This is a genomic window from Aliamphritea ceti (assembly GCF_024347215.1).
In the GTDB taxonomy this organism is placed as follows: Bacteria; Pseudomonadota; Gammaproteobacteria; order Pseudomonadales; family Balneatricaceae; genus Amphritea; species Amphritea ceti.
The window spans coordinates 1,578,702-1,598,227 of record NZ_AP025282.1 but is presented as its reverse complement, the minus strand read 5'-3'; the positions used below and the strand labels follow the sequence as shown (position 1 = coordinate 1,598,227).

Annotated in this window: 19 protein-coding genes; 3 read left to right on the top strand and 16 right to left on the bottom strand. The window is 46.9% G+C overall.

Going from position 1 to position 19,526, the window contains the following annotated elements; all coding sequences use genetic code 11:
* Window positions 1-15: 15 nt before the first annotated feature.
* The gene (gene pbpG / locus OCU49_RS07320) at window positions 16-933 is read left to right on the top strand and encodes a D-alanyl-D-alanine endopeptidase (RefSeq protein WP_261844326.1); all 918 of its coding nucleotides are present in this window, start codon (window positions 16-18) and stop codon (window positions 931-933) included.
* Here the strand turns inward: pbpG and OCU49_RS07315 are convergent, their stop codons facing one another.
* From OCU49_RS07315 to OCU49_RS07270, 10 genes are all read right to left on the bottom strand, one after another.
* Window positions 934-1,488 carry a DUF3299 domain-containing protein gene (locus tag OCU49_RS07315; RefSeq protein WP_261844325.1) on the bottom strand — a complete coding sequence of 185 codons (555 nt, stop codon included), beginning with the start codon at window positions 1,486-1,488 and terminating at the stop codon, window positions 934-936. It lies immediately after the preceding gene.
* A 30-nt stretch (window positions 1,489-1,518) separates the two neighbouring features.
* The gene (locus tag OCU49_RS07310) at window positions 1,519-2,775 is read right to left on the bottom strand and encodes an ABC transporter permease (protein ID WP_261844324.1); all 1,257 of its coding nucleotides are present in this window, start codon (window positions 2,773-2,775) and stop codon (window positions 1,519-1,521) included.
* A complete protein-coding gene (locus tag OCU49_RS07305) occupies window positions 2,775-3,461 on the bottom strand; it encodes an ABC transporter ATP-binding protein (protein ID WP_261844323.1) in 687 nt (228 codons plus the stop codon). Before OCU49_RS07305 ends, OCU49_RS07310 begins: the two co-directional genes overlap by 1 nt.
* A gap of 76 nt (window positions 3,462-3,537) precedes the next feature.
* A complete protein-coding gene (locus OCU49_RS07300) occupies window positions 3,538-4,368 on the bottom strand; it encodes a ZrgA family zinc uptake protein (RefSeq protein WP_261844322.1) in 831 nt (276 codons plus the stop codon).
* Window positions 4,369-4,472: 104 nt separating this feature from the next.
* Window positions 4,473-4,886 carry an alternative ribosome rescue aminoacyl-tRNA hydrolase ArfB gene (arfB, locus tag OCU49_RS07295; protein WP_261844321.1) on the bottom strand — a complete coding sequence of 138 codons (414 nt, stop codon included), beginning with the start codon at window positions 4,884-4,886 and terminating at the stop codon, window positions 4,473-4,475.
* 20 nt (window positions 4,887-4,906) lie between these two features.
* Window positions 4,907-5,329 (bottom strand): GFA family protein, encoded by a 423-nt coding sequence (locus tag OCU49_RS07290; RefSeq protein ID WP_261844320.1) that lies wholly within the window; start codon window positions 5,327-5,329, stop codon window positions 4,907-4,909.
* A gap of 66 nt (window positions 5,330-5,395) precedes the next feature.
* Window positions 5,396-6,433, bottom strand: coding sequence for a GGDEF domain-containing protein (locus tag OCU49_RS07285; protein ID WP_261844319.1), 1,038 nt, complete (start codon window positions 6,431-6,433; stop codon window positions 5,396-5,398).
* Between the two features lie 143 nt (window positions 6,434-6,576).
* Complete coding sequence (gene ansA / locus OCU49_RS07280) at window positions 6,577-7,590, bottom strand: asparaginase (protein WP_261844318.1); 1,014 nt, start codon at window positions 7,588-7,590, stop codon at window positions 6,577-6,579.
* Window positions 7,591-7,654: 64 nt separating this feature from the next.
* Window positions 7,655-8,689, bottom strand: coding sequence for a dihydroorotase (gene pyrC / locus OCU49_RS07275; protein ID WP_261844317.1), 1,035 nt, complete (start codon window positions 8,687-8,689; stop codon window positions 7,655-7,657).
* Between the two features lie 117 nt (window positions 8,690-8,806).
* Window positions 8,807-10,213 (bottom strand): aminotransferase-like domain-containing protein, encoded by a 1,407-nt coding sequence (locus tag OCU49_RS07270; RefSeq protein WP_261844316.1) that lies wholly within the window; start codon window positions 10,211-10,213, stop codon window positions 8,807-8,809.
* A gap of 257 nt (window positions 10,214-10,470) precedes the next feature.
* Between OCU49_RS07270 and ccoG the strand changes: the two genes are divergently transcribed.
* On the top strand, window positions 10,471-11,832 hold the full coding sequence (gene ccoG, locus OCU49_RS07265) for a cytochrome c oxidase accessory protein CcoG (RefSeq protein ID WP_261844315.1): 1,362 nt from the start codon (window positions 10,471-10,473) through the stop codon (window positions 11,830-11,832).
* A gap of 71 nt (window positions 11,833-11,903) precedes the next feature.
* Here ccoG and OCU49_RS07260 read toward each other — a convergent pair whose 3' ends face one another.
* The 6 genes from OCU49_RS07260 to OCU49_RS07235 all read right to left on the bottom strand — a co-directional run bounded on the left by OCU49_RS07260 (window position 11,904) and on the right by OCU49_RS07235 (window position 18,163).
* Window positions 11,904-12,815: a TraB/GumN family protein gene (locus OCU49_RS07260; protein ID WP_261844314.1), complete on the bottom strand. Its 912-nt coding sequence runs from the start codon at window positions 12,813-12,815 to the stop codon at window positions 11,904-11,906.
* Window positions 12,816-13,009: 194 nt separating this feature from the next.
* Window positions 13,010-13,279: a GIY-YIG nuclease family protein gene (locus OCU49_RS07255; protein WP_261844313.1), complete on the bottom strand. Its 270-nt coding sequence runs from the start codon at window positions 13,277-13,279 to the stop codon at window positions 13,010-13,012.
* A gap of 21 nt (window positions 13,280-13,300) precedes the next feature.
* The gene (locus tag OCU49_RS07250) at window positions 13,301-14,149 is read right to left on the bottom strand and encodes an alpha/beta fold hydrolase (RefSeq protein ID WP_261844312.1); all 849 of its coding nucleotides are present in this window, start codon (window positions 14,147-14,149) and stop codon (window positions 13,301-13,303) included.
* Window positions 14,150-14,344: 195 nt separating this feature from the next.
* Entirely contained in the window at window positions 14,345-15,781 is a 1,437-nt protein-coding gene (gene cysG, locus OCU49_RS07245) for a siroheme synthase CysG (RefSeq protein WP_261844311.1), read from the bottom strand.
* A 254-nt stretch (window positions 15,782-16,035) separates the two neighbouring features.
* On the bottom strand, window positions 16,036-16,518 hold the full coding sequence (locus OCU49_RS07240; protein ID WP_261844310.1) for a DUF934 domain-containing protein: 483 nt from the start codon (window positions 16,516-16,518) through the stop codon (window positions 16,036-16,038).
* Window positions 16,502-18,163 (bottom strand): nitrite/sulfite reductase, encoded by a 1,662-nt coding sequence (locus tag OCU49_RS07235; RefSeq protein ID WP_261844309.1) that lies wholly within the window; start codon window positions 18,161-18,163, stop codon window positions 16,502-16,504. Before OCU49_RS07235 ends, OCU49_RS07240 begins: the two co-directional genes overlap by 17 nt.
* A 764-nt stretch (window positions 18,164-18,927) precedes the next feature.
* Between OCU49_RS07235 and rsxA the strand changes: the two genes are divergently transcribed.
* On the top strand, window positions 18,928-19,509 hold the full coding sequence (gene rsxA, locus OCU49_RS07230) for an electron transport complex subunit RsxA (protein ID WP_205658582.1): 582 nt from the start codon (window positions 18,928-18,930) through the stop codon (window positions 19,507-19,509).
* The last annotated feature ends 17 nt before the right edge of the window (window positions 19,510-19,526 follow it).

Sequence of the window (19,526 nt, the reverse complement as noted above, 5' to 3'; positions counted from 1 at the left end):
TCAAAGGCAATGACTATGCGATCAGCACTTTTTTCAATAGTTATATTTTTTAGTGCTTGTATTCAGGCTGGTACACAGTCCTCTTCCGAAAAACTCCCTCAACTTGCTTCTGTCAGCGTCGCTGTACTTGCTGACAATGAAACCGATCCGCTGTTGCTAAAGAATGCCGATATGCAGGTACCGATTGCCTCTGTCACAAAAATAATGACGGCAATGGTTATTCTGGATGCCGAACAGGATCTGAACGAATACATCACCTTCACTAAAGCTGACAAGCAAGCCATTAATAACTATTACAGCCGTATCCGAATAGACTCCCGCCTGCGCCGTAAAGATGCGCTGCGGATCGCCCTGATGTCTTCAGAGAACTTTGCGTCAATGACGCTGGCAACTAACTATCCGGGTGGCAGCAAAGCCTTTGTTCAGGCAATGAATGATAAGGCCGCAGAGCTGGGCATGAATCAAACCCGCTTTGCAGACCCAAGCGGTTTATCGCCCAACAATGTAGCAACGGCATCAGATTTGGCGAAAATGGCTCTGGCGGCGGCTAAGTACCCTAAACTTCGTGAATTCAGTACTACCGGCCAGTTCACAGCTAACTTCAAAGGCCCTCGCTACCGTCTTGGCTACGGTAATACCAACCCTCTGGTACATCGCACCAGCTGGCCAATAGATATCACTAAGACCGGATACTTAGATATTGCCGGGCGTTGCCTGGTAATGGTGACGGAAGTTAAAGGTAAAAAACTGGCAATGGTATTCCTGAATTCATACGGAAAACGGACTCCCATAGGCGATGCTGGGCGGGTAAAACGATGGCTAACAAAAGGTGAAACGGGCAAAGTCAGCCAGAATGCCCGTAACTATGAGAAAAAACAGCTGGCACTGTATAAAGAAAGACAAGCAACACAATTAGCTGCTAACGAAAGCTGATTAGCCCTCTTCGTAAGGCTCAATCTGAAATGCATCCATGACATATCCGGCGGTTCCCAAATCATGAGCAACCGTCGCGACTTTTAACTTTCCGGTTACCCAGACAGCGTCATACAGATTTTCAACATTCGTACCTGGTTCAAACGCTACATGAATCATCTGATTTGAAGGCGGTGGCGGCACATGGATACAAGCACCAAAATACGGTACTAAAAAGAACTCCGTCACCCGGGAACCTTCTTCACTCAGCGGTACGACAAAACCGGGAATACGAATCATCTTGCCGTCCATTTCAGGCACCACTGGCGCCGAACTCAGTGCTTGCATCATCGCTTTAAATTTAATATCTGCTAACGGGTCGAAATCATCCAGGCTGCTGTACTGATCGGCACTGGCAGCAAAAATAGCTTCGATGTTGTAATCCGCTGGCATTAATACTTCCCAGTCGAGTTCTTCAACCGGCTCACCATTGAATGTCTCTGCTGCGCTTGCAGTCAGAGGTAATGAGATCCACAGTAAAGCCGCCAGCAAAGCGGACAGACAGAATTTAAACACCCGGTTACTCCATCAGATAAATATCAGTCATTAAATACGAATAGTCATACCGTCAGCCAGTGAATAACGGTAAGCCCTATAGCCCGGTATTAAACCGGTACATAAACCCGCGACAAAAATAGCTCCGAGCAATCCAAGCTCATGTAAACTCAGCCAGGTAAGTTGCAGATATAAGCCAAACTCAGTTTCCAGCAAATTCAAACCTGCCGCCAAAACCATAAATAATAAGCCAGTTCCCAGCAAAATACCCAGCAATGTCAGCAAACAGGTTTCCATTACCAGTAAACAATATATATGCGCCGGACGCGCACCTACAGATCGTAAGATCGCCATTTCCCGTCGACGTTCATTAAGTCCGCTTAATAATACCGTCAACATGCCAAACAAGCCTGATAAAACCACACAGGCGGAGATCACCAGCATGGCATTTTCAGCCACACTCAGCATACTCCATAACTGTTGTAGTGCTACTCCGGGAAGTATTGCCAGCAGCGGTTCCTTCCGATAATTATTTACCGCTCTCTGCAGCTGGAAAGTTGAAACCTTAGATTTCAGTCCAACTAAAATAGCTGTAATCGCTTCCGGCTGTAATTCTTCAGCCACCAGTTTTTTATCGCCACCGGATCCTGGTAAATATGCTCCGGACTTCCAGTCCACATGAATCGCTTCAATAGCCTCAAGACTAACATACAGTGCACGGTCTACCGGTGTGCCTGTAGGCTCCAGAATGCCACTGACATGAAAAGGCTGATCTTCGTGCTTAGCAAAACTGGCATTTCCTGTGCCATGCGCAACAACCAGCTCATCACCCAGACGATAATTCAACTGCTTGGCAACCTCTGCGCCAAGCACTACGTCATGTAGCTTGTTAAATTCATTCCCTGCAGAAAACACCAAGGGTTGTTTACGGCCATATTTATAATGTTTGAAATAATCCGTATTCGTACCGACAACCCGATACCCCCGGTGAGAGTCCCCCAAAGAAATGGGTATCGTCCAGGCCACCCGGGAATGCCCGGCAATGTCCTGGTAGCTCTGCCAGGTAATATTGTTACTGGCATCACCAATCCGGAATACAGAATAAAGTAATAACTGCACGGAGCCAGACCGGGCACCAATAATAAGGTCAGTACCGGAGATAGTGTTGGTAAAACTTTGCTTCGCCTGGTCTCTGATCTTTTCCACACCCAGTAACAGCGCCACACTCACAGCAATAGAAATAATCGTTAAGAGTACTGAGGTACGTCGGTTAAGTAGACTTTTAGCTGCTATACGAAACAAAAGCATTAGCACGTACCTCCGCTATTTAATTCAGCCAGAGCAATGCTGCGGTCAAAATGATGCGCCAGTGATAAGTCATGACTAACGAAGAGTAAACTGCTGTTGCTGATCTCACATTGTTCAGCCAGTAAATCAATAAACCTGTCACGGCTATCTGCATCCAGCGCCGATGTTGGCTCGTCAGCAATGATCAGCTCCGGCTGACCTATTAGCGCTCGTGCTGCCGCTACCCGCTGCTGCTGACCAATACTCAACTGAGCAACTTCTCTTGTCATCAGATCTGCAAGGCCGAGCCGGCTCAGCAATGCTTCAGCGCCATTGGTTTCAGTACCATGAGTATCAAGCACCCGTTGCTTGCGCTGCGCAGAGAATCCGCAGGGCAAGAGCACGTTATCCAGAACCGAAAGATAAGGCAGCAGATTAAACTGTTGGAATATCAGGCCCATATGGTCCGCTCTGAAGCTGTCCCGCTGCCGGCTGCCTAATGCGTTTAATGACTGTTCCAATACCTGAACACTGCCACTTTGTGGCTGCTGAATGCCGGTAATAAGATTCAACAGCGTACTTTTACCACTGCCTGAAGGCCCGTGCAGAAACACCTTTTCACCACGGGACAAACTAAAATCTGAAATATCGATCAGTGAAGGCTGATTTTGCCAGCCAAAACGAATATCACTCAGTGTCAGAATCATGTATTTACTCAGAAAAACATCACAACTAAAAAAACGGCCAGCAATGGCTGACCGTATTACACATCAAGACTTCCAGTTAAAACTCAAACCGCAAGTTGGCCGGCGTCAGCGTTTTCAGACCTTGTTGCTGCATACCAACAGCTTGTACCCGAATATCCTCAAGTGCCGGATATTTTGCAAATAAACCTACATCAAAGTATGTGACCGCCTGACTGTCAGAACATTTCAATTTATATTCAAAACGCCAGTCACTGTGCGTATCTGCATGCTCTTCATGTTTATGATCATCATGAGCTTTGTGTTCTTCATGATCGTCATGAGCTCTATGTTCTTCATGATAATCATGAGCTTTGTGGTCATCATGATCGTCGTGAGCTTTGTGGTCATCATGACCTTTGTGACCTTCATGCTCGTCGTGATCTTCATGATCACCATGATCTTCATGCTCGTCGTGATCGCCGTGCTCTTCACCCGACTCCGTGAACTCCGCTTGCAACAATTGACAACCAGCAGCCTTTGGTAATTCCAGCCAGCTTTCGATATCCAGTAACTGCTTACGGGCTGTTGCTACCTGTGCCTTTTCTGCTTCAGTTTTCGGTGCATACTCAAAGCCAACAATGTTTGCCGCCGGTGTTAAAAAACTCAGAACCAGTTGCTCACCTTCCAACACAACATCCAAATGAGCTTCACCATGCTGATGACTGCCCAGTTGGCGCTCATAGCTTTCATCAGACTGCGCCTGACTCTGTACTGAAGCCATACTGCTGGCCAGCAATACTGATGAGAACAATAACGACCGGGATGTTCGTCGGCGCACCTGATTACCCGACGCAGAGCGGCTACAAGCTCCTGAAAACTGTTTACCGGCGACATCTTTAATCAGTATTTGCTGCAATCCCATTTTCATGGTGTTCTATGCTCCCTGGCGGATTTTAATAACAATCAGACACAACAAAGCAGTGCCCAAGAAACACAATTGTTACAATATAACATAATACTTACAAGCTAAATTTAGTCCGAAACTTTGCCCCGCAACGCCTTAGTAGCACCGCGCTGTTTTTTTCCATCCAATCGTCGTCGCTGTGATCCCCGCGTAGGTTTAGTCGGCCGGCGTGTTTTCTGCACAACTGTAGCAGTACGAATCAGCTCTACCAGTCGCTCCAGAGCATCTTCACGATTCAGCTCCTGACTACGGTGCATCTGTGCCTTAATTATTAACACACCTTCCTTACTGATACGCCGATCTTTTAGCCCCAGTAAGCGCTCCTTATAGAATTCAGGCAAAGATGAAGCCGGTATATCAAAGCGCAGATGAATCGCACTCGAAACCTTATTTACATTCTGACCGCCAGCTCCCTGCGCACGAATGCCAGACAGCTCTACTTCATCATCGTGAAGTTGTACTGCATTGGAGATAAAGATCATTTTGATACCATGTAAATTACTTAATCTGAGATTGAAGGTTCGTATTCATCAAATGCGGGTAATTCAGCATCCCGCTGATACCAGTTAGCCTGCTGTGAAACCCAGATATGATTACGTTCGCGAGGCGTGTTTTCAACTGTCAGGCTGCTATCATCTAGGCTACCAAGGCGTAAAATCACATGTTCAGTGTTGTCACGCTTAGCATAGAGATGACTGCCACATGCCTGACAAAAGTAGCGGCGTTTTCCCGGAGATGATTCAAAGCAACCCAACTGATTAACAGCAACCTGTAAATTGAAATCTGTATCAGCAACCGCTGCAACACTTGAAAATGCACTGCTGTGGGTTTTGCGACAGGTTTCACAATGGCAGTGTACTATTTCACCCATTGGTCCATTCAGACTGTATTTAACAGCACCGCACAAACAACTACCGGTAATCATTCCCAGGTTCACTCCCTGAATCAGTTGCCATCAAGATAATGCTAACAGGCTGTTCTTATCACTAAACTAGAACAGTTCTACATCACCGCCATCAAACTTCACACTATCGTATTTCTCACTGTTGGACGACTGCATATCGGTATAAAACGTCACTTGATTACGGCCGCTATCTTTACTGTGATATAAGGCCTGATCAGCATATTCCAGTAAAGTAACCGGCATCACCTGTGGCGAAATTTGGGTAACACCAATGCTCACAGTTACCTGCCCCAGTTGTGGAAAATTGCGTTGCTCAACAGCAGTTCGCAAACGTGCAAACATATCCCGTGCCGCTTGCTCATCACCACACTCAGCAATCAATACAAATTCTTCACCGCCATAACGGAACAGCATGTCATTTCGGCGCAACTTGTTCTGCATCGTTTGCGCCAGAAGGACTAACACTTCATCACCATACAGGTGACCAAAGTTATCATTGATCGATTTAAAGTGGTCAATATCAAGAATGGCCATCCAGTACACCGGTGCTTTTACGGCAGCATCTGCACAGGCCTGTACATCACTGTACTGGCTCACCTGCTGGTAGATTTTCTTAATATATTTATCAAAACTGTTACGGTTAGCCAATCCGGTCAGCTGATCTTTCTGAGCATCCTCCAGTAAATTACAAAAGTTACTGTAGATATCCATCAGACCGGTAATCAGATCGCTGTTATAAGCAGATAGAATCTGTTCAGTCTGCACCAGCAAATACACCTGATGAAAACGTGATTCAAATAAGCTGAACAGATTCAGCGCGCAGTTACCCTGCACTTCTGTATGCTGTTTTGATTCTGTGAAGTCAGCCTGACTCATGATCTCTGGTAATGTCAGATCATCAATTTTTACGTCGCCGCCATCAGCGGTATAGCGCATTTCAGCCAGTAAGTGACCATCATTATGGCGTTTATATAAAATCAGGTCCTGCGGTTGTAGAAACTGGTGTAACGATTTCAACAAACTGAATTCGAGGTGCTCTGTATCACGGATTGCAGTCAGGTCAGCAATATTATCAATCAGGGTACGCTCAGCACCTTGCCCGATTACATCTGTCGGATTATTCATAATTCAGGAAGCTTACTCGTAGTTAACAGATACATATTCCGACAACGCACTCTCTTCTAAAACCGGTTCTCAAAAGCTTTCGCAAAACCGCTTTAATACCAGTATCGGACAGCCGATATTTACAACACATGAAAGATAAAATGTTAGCCTGACAATTCACCACAAACTGACTCAGCCATTAAGCGACGTACATCTTCTGCTGATGTCTCAGTTGCCAGTAAAAAATGCAATTTACTGAAGGCCGCTTCTAAAGTCAGATCACTGCCCGGCAGTACCCCGATCCTGTTCAGCGTCTGACCGGTCGCATAAGCGCCCTGGCTTACCCGCCCCTGCAAACAGTGAGTCAGATTAATAATGACGACTCCACGTGCATTGGCTTCTGCCAGAACATTCATCAGCTCGACATTTGCATCCGGCGGATTACCCACACCATAACTGATCATAATCAGCGCTTTAACATGTTCAGGCGCAAGCAAATCCCGCGCAACGCAGGCACTGACTCCGGGATAAATAGGTAACACCCGCACAGCATCTTCAGCAAATACCGGATTCATGAAACGCTGTTTACGTTTCGGTAGTAAAAGATGCTCATGCAAATCAATATGAATACCCGCCTGGCCCAGCCATGGAAAATTTGGCGAATCAAAGGCATCAAAACCTGTGCTTTTCAGTTTGCTACTGCGATTACCGCGCAACAAGCGACCATTAAAAAATACGCTGACTTCATTCAGCGGATAATTACCCGCCAGAATTAAAGCTGTCAGTAAGTTGTCTAAGGCATCATTGCGTAATTCGGTCAACGGAATTTGCGAACCGGTAAATATCACAGGTTTATCCAGCCCCTGCATCATATAAGACAGGGCTGAGGCGCTGTACGCCATTGTGTCAGTGCCATGCAGAACGATAAAACCGTCAAAACGGTCCCAGTTATCCTGCAGGGCTTCAGCAATTTTATTCCAGTGCTCAGGCTGCAAATTAGAGCTATCGATAAGATGCTCAAACTCCAGCACTTCAAACGCCGGTAATTGCATAGCTGCGCCTGCATTAAGGCGCTCACGCAGTAACGCTTCAAAACCGGCAACCGGTATATAACCATCTGCAGACATCTGCATGCCGATAGTTCCGCCGGTGTAAATAATTAAAACGTTACTGCTCATTCATCAATCTCCATTCAGGTGTTTATGCCTGAACTTTTTAACGGTCTATTTATACCTGGGCGTTTTATACCTGAGCCTTCCAACGTAATGTTTCACCGGCATAGAAAGGTACGATAGGCTTACCATTCGGCAGAATAATTTCAGCAGGTACCTGCCACTCATCCTGAACCAGAGTGATACTGCCGCTATTACGTGGCAGACCATAGAAATCAGCACCATGATGACTGGCAAAGGCTTCCAGCTTATCCAGTGCACCGATATCTTCAAATACCTGTGCATACAATTCAATTGCACTCCATGCGCTGTAACAACCGGCACAGCCGCAGGCATTTTCTTTAGCATCTTTAGCATGGGGCGCTGAATCAGTTCCCAGGAAGAACTTAGCAGAACCTGTCTTCACTGCATCCTGCAACGCCTGCTGATGTGTATTACGCTTCAGAACAGGCAGGCAGAAGTTATGCGGACGTACACCACCCACCAGCAAATCATTACGGTTCAGCAATAAGTGCTGAGGTGTAATAGTCGCAGCAACATTATCGGAAGCGCCAGCAACAAAAGCAGCAGCATCACCGGTAGTAATATGCTCGAAGACGACTTTTAACTGCGGAAAGCGTGACACTATGTGCTGTAACTTTTGATCAATGAAGACCTTTTCACGATCAAAAATATCAATGTGATGATCTGTCACTTCACCATGAACCAGCAGCAACATCCCCTGCTCAGCCATGACTTCAAACACAGGATATAAGGCTTCCAGCTGACTGACCGCCGCTGCAGAGTTAGTCGTGGCGCCGGCCGGATACATCTTCGCAGCGACAACACCAGCTGCCTTGGCATCAATAATATCCTGCGCTGAAGTAGCATTGGTCAGAAACAGAGTGACCAGCGGCTCAAAAGAATTGCCTTCAGGACGAGCATCAAGAATCCGCTGTTTATACGCCATCGCCATTTCAACATTTGTGACTGGCGGCACCAGATTCGGCATGATAATCGCGCGCTGAAAGCAACGCGCTGTCGCAGGTACGGTTTCTGGCAGCATATCAGCATCACGCAGATGCAGGTGCCAGTCATCAGGGGTTTGAATCGTCAGGCTTGTCATAGAGGCTCTTCTGTATAACCGGACCACCGTTTAAACAGTGATCCTTGGCGGGCATGGATAATATGCCCGCATTATACAATAACCATTCATGACATGTGCGACGTCTGCAGGGAATTTTTACATTACATCAAGCAGCGTAGCTATCTCTTCCAGTGCCGCTATCCGCGATGCGCTCCAGGGCTGGGCAAAACCTATGCGCAAGCAGTTTTGATATCGCTGCTGCGAAGTAAACAGACTACCAGGAGTAATGATAATACCGCGTTTACGGGCCTGGTTATAAAGCGCCAGAGTATCCACTTTTTCAGGCAACTCCAGCCAAAGTGCTATCCCTCCTAAAGGCTTGCTACAGCCGGTCGCCTGCGGAAATAAGCGGGCCAATAGATCCTGTAACTGCTGACACTGCTCAGCCAGTTGCTGCCTGCGCTTACGCAGAAAACGGTCGTAGCTGCCGGATTCCAAAAACATCCTGACCCCTTGCTGAGTCAACTGACTACTGGCTAACTGCGTAACAAGCTTAAGGCGCTTAATCTTATCTTTATAACGGCCTGGTAATATCCAGCCAACCCGTAAATCCCGGGACAAACTCTTCGACAAAGAGGAGCATAATAAGACCAGACCACTGGCACCGGCTTCCTGATCATAGGAATGAATACTCCGCGGTCGCTGTAAGCCAAAGGTCAGATCACCGTATATATCATCTTCTATAAGAGCAACGTCTTTACTGCGAATCAGATTCAGCACCCGCTGCTTATGGCTGTCGGGCATACAGGCGCCTGTGGGCGTGGCAAAATTAGGGGTCAACAATACAGCTTTAATAGGCCAGTGCTGCATTGCCAGTTCCAGCGCATCGGGGCTAACTCCCGTTGCAGGGGAAGAAGGTACTTCAACCGCTTTTAACCCCAGAGCTTCTATCAACTGTAAACTGCCGTAAAAACCTGGTGACTCAACAGCCACAGTGTCACCCGGAGATGTCGTTGCCATTAGCGCCAGCATCAGAGAATGCTGACAGCCTCCCGAAATAACAATTTCATCTGCTGAAACCAGGCTCCCAGCATCTGCGCAACGACGTACTAACTGCTGCCGCAACCCCAATAACCCTGCAGGTTCATCATAATATTGCTGTTCCTGGCCTTTTTGCGACCGGGCTGCCCTGGCCAGACAGCGCCTCAATGGCTCACTGTACTCGTCTGACTTACCTTCCGGACGAATATCAAAAGCAGCACTTTGCTCCATAATATCCAGCAAGACCTGATCCAGATTTATAAACGCCGGCGCCATATCTGGTTGGCTCTCGCCCGGTAACTCTAGCCGCCGCGCGGTATAACTGACAAAATATCCGGACTTCGGTCGTGCTTCGATTAAGCCAGCAGCTTCAAGCCTGGCATAAGCATTTAACACCGTCGCTTTAGAAAGATCCTGCTCCTGACATAAAGCCCTTACCGAAGGCAGCCGGCTGCCAAACGATAACTGGCCGCTTTCAATTTGCTCACGAATTTGTTGCTCAAGTACTTGGTAGAGGAACATAGGTACAGATCCTAAAAAAATAACAGGCACAGACAGTATCACTAAAAATCTGTACCTAATAATATATTATTTTTTACGTCTGTTCTTATTCTATTTTTCCTCTAACATAAGCATCCTCGCAAAGAACCAAGTGACAACAATAAATTACAAAACATCCCCCTTGATTGCGATCCGGTCCCCGCGACGACTTCTGAATGCCAATAAAGTCCCGCGGGCCATAGCCATTACTTTTGAACAGAGTCTTTCAGAGCATCGCCATGCAACAAATTCCTGTACACCAACACGACCCTAAACAGGTCGACGGCAAGATTTACGTGCGCCTTACCGAAGGGCATTTTCAGCAAATTCGCCGGGTAATCAGCGGCGGTCTGATGTTGATGTTTTTCCTTACCGCGTGGATCAACCTAGATGGCCAGCAAATCGTACTGTTCGATTTTTCCAGCCGGCGCCTGCATCTCTTCGGTATGTTAATGAGCCCTAAGGACATCTACCTGTTAGCCGGCTTTATGATCGTCGGCGCTATTCTGTTATTCGCCCTGGCCTCTGCTTACAGCCGCGTATGGTGTGGCTTTGCCTGCCCACAAAGTATCTGGACCTGGGTATTTATTCGTATTGAAACCATTACTGAAGGCCGTCGTAACAACCGTATCAAAGACGATACCAAAGGCTGGAATACTGCCAAACTAAGTCGTCGGATAGCTAAGCATAGCCTGTGGGCTGCATTCGCAACTCTGACATCAATGACTTTCATTGGTTACTTTGTTCCGATCCGCGAAATCGCCAACGACATCATTAGCCTGAACCTAAGCTTGGAAATGTTTAGCTGGATACTGATATTTGCCCTGCTTACCTACGTTAATGCAGGCTTAGTACGGGAAAAAGTCTGCGCGCACATGTGCCCTTACGCACGTTTCCAGTCGGTTATGTTTGATCCGGACACTCGCAATATCAGTTATGATGTTGAACGTGGCGAGCCCCGACATAAAAACCGCAGCAGTAATGACAGCGGTGACTGTATAGACTGCAAACTGTGTGTGCATGTATGCCCAACCGGCATCGATATTCGCCAGGGGCTGCAGTCGGACTGTATCAGTTGCGGCGCTTGTATAGATGCCTGCGACGATGTAATGACCCGGATGCGCCGGCCAACAGGCCTGATTCGGTTTATTTCAGAAAATCAGGAACAGGGAAAGGCCAGCCCGGTATTACGGCCCCGTATCTATGCTTACATCGCAGCAATAGTAATGATCAGTGGTTACCTGATCTGGGCATTCGTTAACAAAGAAGCACTTATCATTGATGTAATTCGTGACCGACAAACCTTATTTGTCACCAATGGTGCCGGGGAAGTCTGTAACGAATACAAGCTGATAGTTGAAAACGTATCTATTGCGAACAACAGCTTTACTCTTGGCCTCGACAGCACCCTGCTTCGCCTGGAAGGCAAGTCCCAGCTAAACCTGCAACAAGGCCAGCGTGACGAGCTTAACTATCGCGTCTGTGCACCTGTAAATGCTGACACTAGCCTGTTACCGCGCCAGATCAACTTCACAGCAGCAAACAGTGCGGGTCAGTGGCAGCAACTGAGCTCATTTATCATGCCGCAGCAGCGTCGCTGAGTATCCTTGTAAAAATAAGGTATAAAAAACGGGCTGTCTTAGCCCGTTTTTTTTAGCATAAGACTCTACTGCTAATTTAGCTGAGTGACGCTATAACCTTTTTTTTCTAACTGTTGTAATAAACCTTCTTTACCTACTAAATGTAAGACACCTACTAAGACCAACTCATCAGCCGGCGTAACAAACATCTGCTCAATCTGCGGTAACCAGTTATTGTTACGTTCAACAATCAGCGTGTTAAATACTTCCGGTGAGTTCTCACGAAAAGGCTCCAGTGCTACTTCTCGCAAACCTTGCCTGTCACCTTCACGCCAGGCACTTTTTATCGCCAGCATATCTTCACGCATTTTATACATATCCTGCAAAGCATAATCTATAAGATCATCTTCACTGCCCTGCCCCATAGATGCGATAAACTTAATCTGCTCCTCAGGGGTTTCTAACTGCCCTCTTGGCTTCCCGTCCTGTATAGCGGTATTTGTATAAAACTGATCAACACCGTCCCCTGACATCCCCTGATACTGCAATTCAAGATTCGTCATCACCATCGCTAACATACCAGGTCGAAACCTTCTCAAAGCCTGTAAAGATGCACCCCTGCTCTGCAAATAATCATTTAGCTTCTGTAATGTATCAGAACTCAACCTGCTATCTATTCCCTGACCATCCGGATAACTGGTCAAAGCGACTAACTTCTGAGCAAACTCTGGCTTCGACTGGACTTCAATATCTGTTTCAAAGAAAACCACCTCAGAATTGCTATATGCCTGCTGAAAAGAGCCAGGTAACGGATAGTCACTTTCCGCCAGCACATGAATAGTACCTCCAAGATAGACAGTCTCTGTACCGTTAGAAACTTTCCAGACAGGGCTTGCCTGAACACTTGCACTAAGCACCCCCTGACTGAGAAATACTGCCCCAGCCAACCAGCCGAAAAACCTCCCGGCAAATAACTTCCAGATAAACAACTTAGAGCAGCGCATTACTTTCTCCCTGCAAAATTCAGACAACATAAATTCCGGCATAGCCAGTGTAGAAACTCTGCCATATGAGTAGCAATACATATTAAAGACAGCAGAATAACCTGATATGAACACAGACAACTTAAGCCATCAATGATTCATACAAGTGTTTGAGATTACGTCAGAAAAAGTAACGGCTCAATCTATTCAAATTATTATTCAGTCTGAGCAGCAATTAACTGTAGTTTTGCACGACGGGTAAGCTTTTTGATCGAAGACTCACGCTTACAGGCATTACTTCGCCCAGTACAGGCTTCGTGATATTGCAGAATGACCGGACGCCGGGTGCGCGTATATTTAGCACCCAACCGGTCATTATTATTATGCTCCTGCACGCGACGCTGCAGGTCCGTAGTGACTCCTGTGTACAGCGTTTTATCTGCACACTTCAGGATATAAACAAACCAGACATCGGTTTTTGTCATATACAAAGGCCTGAGATTAACTCAGATCAACACCAACCGGTCATCATCACAGGGAATCTCCGGATTAGACTTAAGATAATCCACCAGCGCCTGACTTACCTGACGATCCTGCTCCAGGTTTGACATATGCCCGGCATCTTTCACGACGGTAAGTTTACTGCCCGGAATCTGACTGTGCATGTGCCGCGCCTCAGCAACCGGGCGAAAGACATCACTGTCACCGACGATAATACCCACCGGACAGCGAATATCGTCCAGACGATCCAGCAAAGAGCGCCGTTTGAGCATCGCTTTGCCGACAGCGACACTGGTCGCTATCTGATCAGGCGATAATGTCATCATATCGAAGCGGTAGGTTTCAACCAGAGCGGGCTTGGAAACAAAAGTAGATTCACAAAACATCATGCGGGAAAGCGCATCCATGACTGGACCCGGGATAGATCCCATCGAACCAACGATATCCAATAGATGCTCATATTCAGCAACATTTTCTGCCGGTTCTTCGCCCAGATAACCATTCAGCATGACTAATCCGGCAACCTCTTGCGGATACTCCAGAGCGAGACGGGCTCCCCATAGTACCCCTATTGAAGAGCCAATGACGGCATAACGTTCAATTCCAAGTTGCTGCATCAATGCATGATGATCGTTCGCCAGCGCACTGACATCCAGCGGCCGGTTTGAATCTGATTGCGAACCGCCATGGCCCCACAAATCCGGAACGATGCAACGAAAATGCTCAGTTAGCACATCAAGCTGCGGCGCCCACATTCGCGAGTCCCACAGATAGCTATGACCAAACAACAGTGGAAACCCTTCTCCCTGATCCAGGTACTGCATTTCCATGCCGTTGATTTTCGCCGTAGGCATATTTTTTCCTCGGTATGTAGCTTGTCTCCCCCCTGAGAAAAGCTTAGCTTTAACTTAACAAGCTATGATCCTGATACCGAATATAAAGAAAACACAGAGATAACTGAAGCACGATATTTCACATCTTGTGTATTCTTAGCCCCAATTACCCAAAAAAGCCGAATAATTGGGGTAAAACCAAAAAATGATTAAAAATCAATCTTCTGTTGCATGCGCATCTGGCAGTACCAAACCATGATTGTGCAGCACCTGATCGCCAAACCAGGTCAGATTTTCCTGTAGATTAACCACTTCACCCACAATGATCAGAGCCGGTGCAGGTAACTGTGCCTGCGCTTGCTTCTCAGCAATATCTGCCAATGTTCCAATCAGTACCTGCTGATCACGGGTCGTGCCTTTAGACACTACTGCAGCAGGTGTATCTGCCGGTTTACCGTGTTCAATAAGATTTTGCGCCAGTACCGGTAAAGTATGCAGCCCCATGTAGAAAACAACCGTCTGATTCGGATGCACCAGTTCGGCATAGTTCAGATCCGTAGTACGATTTTTTAGCTGACCGGTAACCAACTTCACAGACTGAGCGTAATCCCGGTGAGTCAGTGGAATACCTGCATAGGTAGAACAGGCGCTGGCAGCGGTAATACCCGGTACTACCTGAAAAGGAATATTATGCTCCTTCAGCGACTCCAGCTCTTCACCACCACGGCCAAAGATAAACGGATCACCGCCTTTCAGGCGTAATACCCGCTTACCCTGCAGCGCATAGTCAATCAATAACTGATTAATACCATCCTGTGGTACCGCATGATTATCACGGCGCTTACCAACAAATACTTTATCTGCATCGCGGCGACACAGATCCACCACTTCTTCAGACACCAGGCTATCGTATAGCACGATATCAGCCTGCTGCATCAGACGCAGTGCTTTAAATGTCAGCAGTTCCGGATCACCCGGGCCACCACCAACCAGATAAACCTCTCCGACCTGCTGATCCGGATCAGCCGCATCAAGGTTCGCCTGCAGCAATTCAGCAGCCTCTTCGTCACGGCCGGCAAAAACTTTTTCTGCCACCTGACCCTGCAGAGTTTTTTCCCAAAAAGTACGCCGGGCATTAATGGTCGTAAAACGCCCTTTAACCTGCTCACGGAATTGCCCAACAAGCTTACCTAAACGGCTGTAGCCCTGCGGAATCCAGGTTTCCAACTTGGCGCGCATCAGCCGCGACAATACTGGCGACTCACCACCGGAAGACACGCCAATCACCAGAGGTGAACGGTCAACAATCGCAGGAAATATGAAGCTACACAGATCAGGCTTATCAACCACGTTAACCGGTATATGCCGGGCAACAGCATCATGATGAACCTGTTCGTTCAGCGACAGGTTATCGGTTGCTGCAATAACCAGATCAACCTTCTCAAGCATCTCCGCCTGATACTCTCCGATAATCGCTTCACCATTATTCTGCTCAACCAGCTCAACCAGCTCCGGCAAAATATGATGTGCAATAACTTTAACCTGAGCACGTGCACGTACCAGCAGCGTAGCTTTACGCAGTGCTACCTGACCACCACCGACCAATACTGCAGTTTTATCATCTAACTTAAAAAATAGCGGAAGGTATTCCACGAAGAATCTCCTGAGAAAAACTCTGTTCTTGGCGACAGATAAATACGGCCTGATAAAAAGACAGATAATTCCGGCCGGTTACTGGCTCGGAATGTAACAAAAACTCAAGAACGAAGGTACTGATTAGTTCACAATTAGCATCATTGTTGACGCATATTGGAAAGTCGGACGTTTTGCATCAACTCACACACTCACCATCGTCGACAAGTCTGCAATATGCAAGACCGGTAGCATGGCTACCGGCCTCGAAGAAATTAACGGCGGAAGATTGGTCTTTCGTCGTCTGCACTGCCCTGATAATGAACAGTGATTTCACCAAAAACCGAACAGGTTTCATCAGAGAAACGCTCATCCGAGATTTCAAAAGCATCAAAACCACAACGGGTCATATACTCAAGACGATCATGGCTGACATCACCTGTTGCACGGATCTCACCGGTAAAGCCTTTACGTCGTAAAATACGCGCAAAACTAAAACCACGGCCATCAGTAAACGCTGGAAACTCGATAACAACCAGCGATAACCGCTCCAGATTAGCCAGTACCAGATCAAAATCCTGGTCGCCATTAATCTGAACTGCTAATGGTCGTTCACCTGCAAGCAAGGTTTCCTGTTCAGCAGCAAATACGTCAAAAGGAACAATCACCGCTGCTTCAGGGTGCTGAGCCAGAGTATCCGCATCAACCCGCAGCCATTTGTCGTCGGCAACGACATTCTGATTAATTAACAGGGGCATATACTCTCTCCTTAAACGGCGTCAGACCAATACGGCGAACTGTATCAATAAAGCGCTCTTCTTCTTCACGCTGTTCAACATAAACTTGCAGCACTTTCTCAATAGTATCGGCAACATCAGCCTGAGGAACGGCTTTACCGATAACCTTACCCAGAGACGCATCTTCACGGGAAGAACCGCCCAGCGTAATCTGGTAGAAATCTTCACCTTTACGGTCCACACCCAGAATACCAATGTGTGCAACATGATGATGCGCACAAGCATTAATACAGCCAGACATATTCAGTTTAATATCACCGATGTCGTGCAGATAATCCAAGTCATCAAACTTCTGGTTAATCTGATCCGCAACATTCAGTGTATGTGCATTTGCCAATGAGCAGAAATCAAAGCCCGGGCATACGATCATATCTGTCAGCGTACCGATATTTGGACGCGCCAGATTATGCTCAGCCATTACCTGCCACAGCGCAAACAGATCACCTGCCTGTACATGCGCCAGTACTAAGTTCTGATCATGAGTACTGCGGATTTCGCCAAAGTTGTATTTATCTGCCAGATCAGCAACAACATCCAGCTGAACATCAGTAATATCACCAGGTGCTTTCAAATATGGTTTCAGGCTGACAATAACAGCACGGTAGCCATCTACCTTGTGCTCACGGGTATTACGCTCATACCAGGCAGCAAAGTCTGCATCTTCAGCCAGCTTACTCTCCAGTGCAGCAACACCGTTAACAGCATCAGTAGAATAAGGATGCGGCGCGAAGAAGCCTTTAATACGCTCGATTTCAGAATCCGTCAGGTGCATTTCACCGCCACGGATCTCAGCCCATTCAGCATCAACCAGCTCACGGAATTTATCGATACCTAAAGCATCAACAAGAATTTTAATCCGTGCTTTGTATTTATTGTCACGACGACCATTAAGGTTATATACCCGCAGAATCGCTTCCAGATATGTCAGCAAGTCATGCTTCGGCAGGAATTTATGAATCACTTTACCGATCATTGGTGTACGGCCAAGACCACCGCCCACTAATACTTCAAAGCCAACTTCACCGGCATCATTCTTAACAAGATGCAAACCGATGTCGTGAACCTGGGATGCTGCACGGTCTTCACTGGAACCGGTGACAGCAATTTTGAACTTACGCGGCAGGTATGCAAACTCAGGATGAAGTGTTGTCCACTGACGAATAATTTCACACCACGGGCGTGAATCTTCAACTTCATCCTTCAGAATACCGGCGAAATGATCTGTCGTCGTGTTACGCAGACAGTTACCACTGGTCTGAATAGCGTGCATCTGCACTTCAGCCAGCTCAGCCAGAATATCCGGAACTTCTTCCAGCTTCGGCCAGTTAAACTGTAAATTGGTACGGGTTGTAAAGTGCGCATAATTCTTATCATACGTACGGGCGATATGAGCCAGCTTACGCACCTGAACAGAGTTCATCAGACCGTAAGGTACCGCGACCCGCAACATAGGCGCGAAACGCTGAATATACAGGCCGTTCATCAGACGCAGGCCACGAAACTCATCATCTGGAATTTCACCGGCGAGGAAACGACGGGTTTGATCGCGATACTGTTCAACCCGCTGGTTGACCAGGTTCTGATCCTGTTCGTTATACTGATACATATTCTTTAACCTTAAATAAAGCCGGCTAACTCAACTCTTCCAACAAAACCATCTGCTAATTTTGGCGCTAGACAGTGGTTCAGGAAATACCGGCACTCACCCTTTATTCAATTAAAGCAGGCTATTCACCTGCATCCGGCCCGACGGTCGACATTAGTTCTGCATATTGCAGGAAGCTGCCCAAGTGTCAGGCCATTACAGCCCTATATAGCAATCACAAATACAACATGCATGAATGCCCTAGATTAGTGGCTAGTCTAACTGCCATTTTATATAACTCAAAATAATAATTAGGAATTTAAAATCACAAAAAAGGAATAAGCAGATAAAACTAAATGTCATTAATTATTCCTAAAAGGTTTAAAAAGAAGCTAATTTATTCTTTTTAATTTTATGCAGTTATCTGCCATAATACCCGCCATCATGACACCCCTTCCATGGCGGCGTCTGATGGCAGGAATGACGGAAAACCTGCTCCCCGGCAATAAAAGCCGGAAAAAGGATATAAATTGCCGCCGTGAGAAAGCCTGCCTATACCCTGAGGATGCTAAAATCAGTAGAATTTAGCCGCCGTAAACGCAGCCTTTTTAAGCATTCATACCTTTCTGACACAGAGGTAATGAAAAGCTGCTCAGCGACAAAGCTAACAAATTGAATATACAGCGACAGCGCCGTGTCCAGTCAGCACCAGGACACATTACTTATGCTCTTCCAGAAAGAAGAGAACCCTATAAGAGCTAGATAAAAGGTTACACAATCGCCATATGACAGAGTATCTGCTTATTCTTATCAGCACCGTGTTGGTTAACAACTTCGTACTGGTGCAGTTTCTCGGCCTTTGTCCTTTCATGGGGGTTTCCAATAAACTCGAAACCGCTATGGGTATGTCGCTGGCGACAACCTTTGTACTGACCCTGTCATCAGTCTGCAGTTACCTGGTATACAGCTATTTACTGGAACCTCTTGACCTTACCTACCTGAAGACTATCAGCTTTATTCTGGTCATCGCGGTAGTGGTACAGTTCACCGAAATGGTCGTACGTAAAACCAGCCCTTTGCTTTACAAGCTACTGGGAATATTCCTGCCACTGATTACGACTAACTGTGCCGTGCTGGGTGTCGCTCTTCTGAATATCAAAAAAATGAACGGCTTTATTGATTCTATCGTCTATGGATTTGGCGCAGCAGTTGGTTTCTCACTCGCACTGATTCTATTTTCTGCCATGCGTGAGCGGATCGCAGTCGCGGATGTGCCGACGCCATTTAAAGGCTCAGCCATCGGCATGGTAACCGCCGGCCTGATGTCACTGGCATTTCTGGGCTTTACTGGCCTGGTTCAGTTCTGACCAGCAGCACAGTCGAG

What these genes read in the sequence shown, in the direction of transcription:
- pbpG (WP_261844326.1), top strand. Translation starts at nt 16, where the DNA reads ATGCGATCAGCACTTTTTTCAATAGTTATATTTTTTAGTGCTTGTATT.
- OCU49_RS07310 (WP_261844324.1), bottom strand. Translation starts at nt 2,775, where the DNA reads ATGCTTTTGTTTCGTATAGCAGCTAAAAGTCTACTTAACCGACGTACC.
- OCU49_RS07305 (WP_261844323.1), bottom strand. Translation starts at nt 3,461, where the DNA reads ATGATTCTGACACTGAGTGATATTCGTTTTGGCTGGCAAAATCAGCCT.
- OCU49_RS07300 (WP_261844322.1), bottom strand. Translation starts at nt 4,368, where the DNA reads ATGAAAATGGGATTGCAGCAAATACTGATTAAAGATGTCGCCGGTAAA.
- arfB (WP_261844321.1), bottom strand. Translation starts at nt 4,886, where the DNA reads ATGATCTTTATCTCCAATGCAGTACAACTTCACGATGATGAAGTAGAG.
- OCU49_RS07290 (WP_261844320.1), bottom strand. Translation starts at nt 5,329, where the DNA reads ATGATTACCGGTAGTTGTTTGTGCGGTGCTGTTAAATACAGTCTGAAT.
- OCU49_RS07285 (WP_261844319.1), bottom strand. Translation starts at nt 6,433, where the DNA reads ATGAATAATCCGACAGATGTAATCGGGCAAGGTGCTGAGCGTACCCTG.
- ansA (WP_261844318.1), bottom strand. Translation starts at nt 7,590, where the DNA reads ATGAGCAGTAACGTTTTAATTATTTACACCGGCGGAACTATCGGCATG.
- pyrC (WP_261844317.1), bottom strand. Translation starts at nt 8,689, where the DNA reads ATGACAAGCCTGACGATTCAAACCCCTGATGACTGGCACCTGCATCTG.
- OCU49_RS07270 (WP_261844316.1), bottom strand. Translation starts at nt 10,213, where the DNA reads ATGTTCCTCTACCAAGTACTTGAGCAACAAATTCGTGAGCAAATTGAA.
- ccoG (WP_261844315.1), top strand. Translation starts at nt 10,471, where the DNA reads ATGCAACAAATTCCTGTACACCAACACGACCCTAAACAGGTCGACGGC.
- OCU49_RS07260 (WP_261844314.1), bottom strand. Translation starts at nt 12,815, where the DNA reads ATGCGCTGCTCTAAGTTGTTTATCTGGAAGTTATTTGCCGGGAGGTTT.
- OCU49_RS07255 (WP_261844313.1), bottom strand. Translation starts at nt 13,279, where the DNA reads ATGACAAAAACCGATGTCTGGTTTGTTTATATCCTGAAGTGTGCAGAT.
- OCU49_RS07250 (WP_261844312.1), bottom strand. Translation starts at nt 14,149, where the DNA reads ATGCCTACGGCGAAAATCAACGGCATGGAAATGCAGTACCTGGATCAG.
- OCU49_RS07240 (WP_261844310.1), bottom strand. Translation starts at nt 16,518, where the DNA reads ATGCCCCTGTTAATTAATCAGAATGTCGTTGCCGACGACAAATGGCTG.
- OCU49_RS07235 (WP_261844309.1), bottom strand. Translation starts at nt 18,163, where the DNA reads ATGTATCAGTATAACGAACAGGATCAGAACCTGGTCAACCAGCGGGTT.
- rsxA (WP_205658582.1), top strand. Translation starts at nt 18,928, where the DNA reads ATGACAGAGTATCTGCTTATTCTTATCAGCACCGTGTTGGTTAACAAC.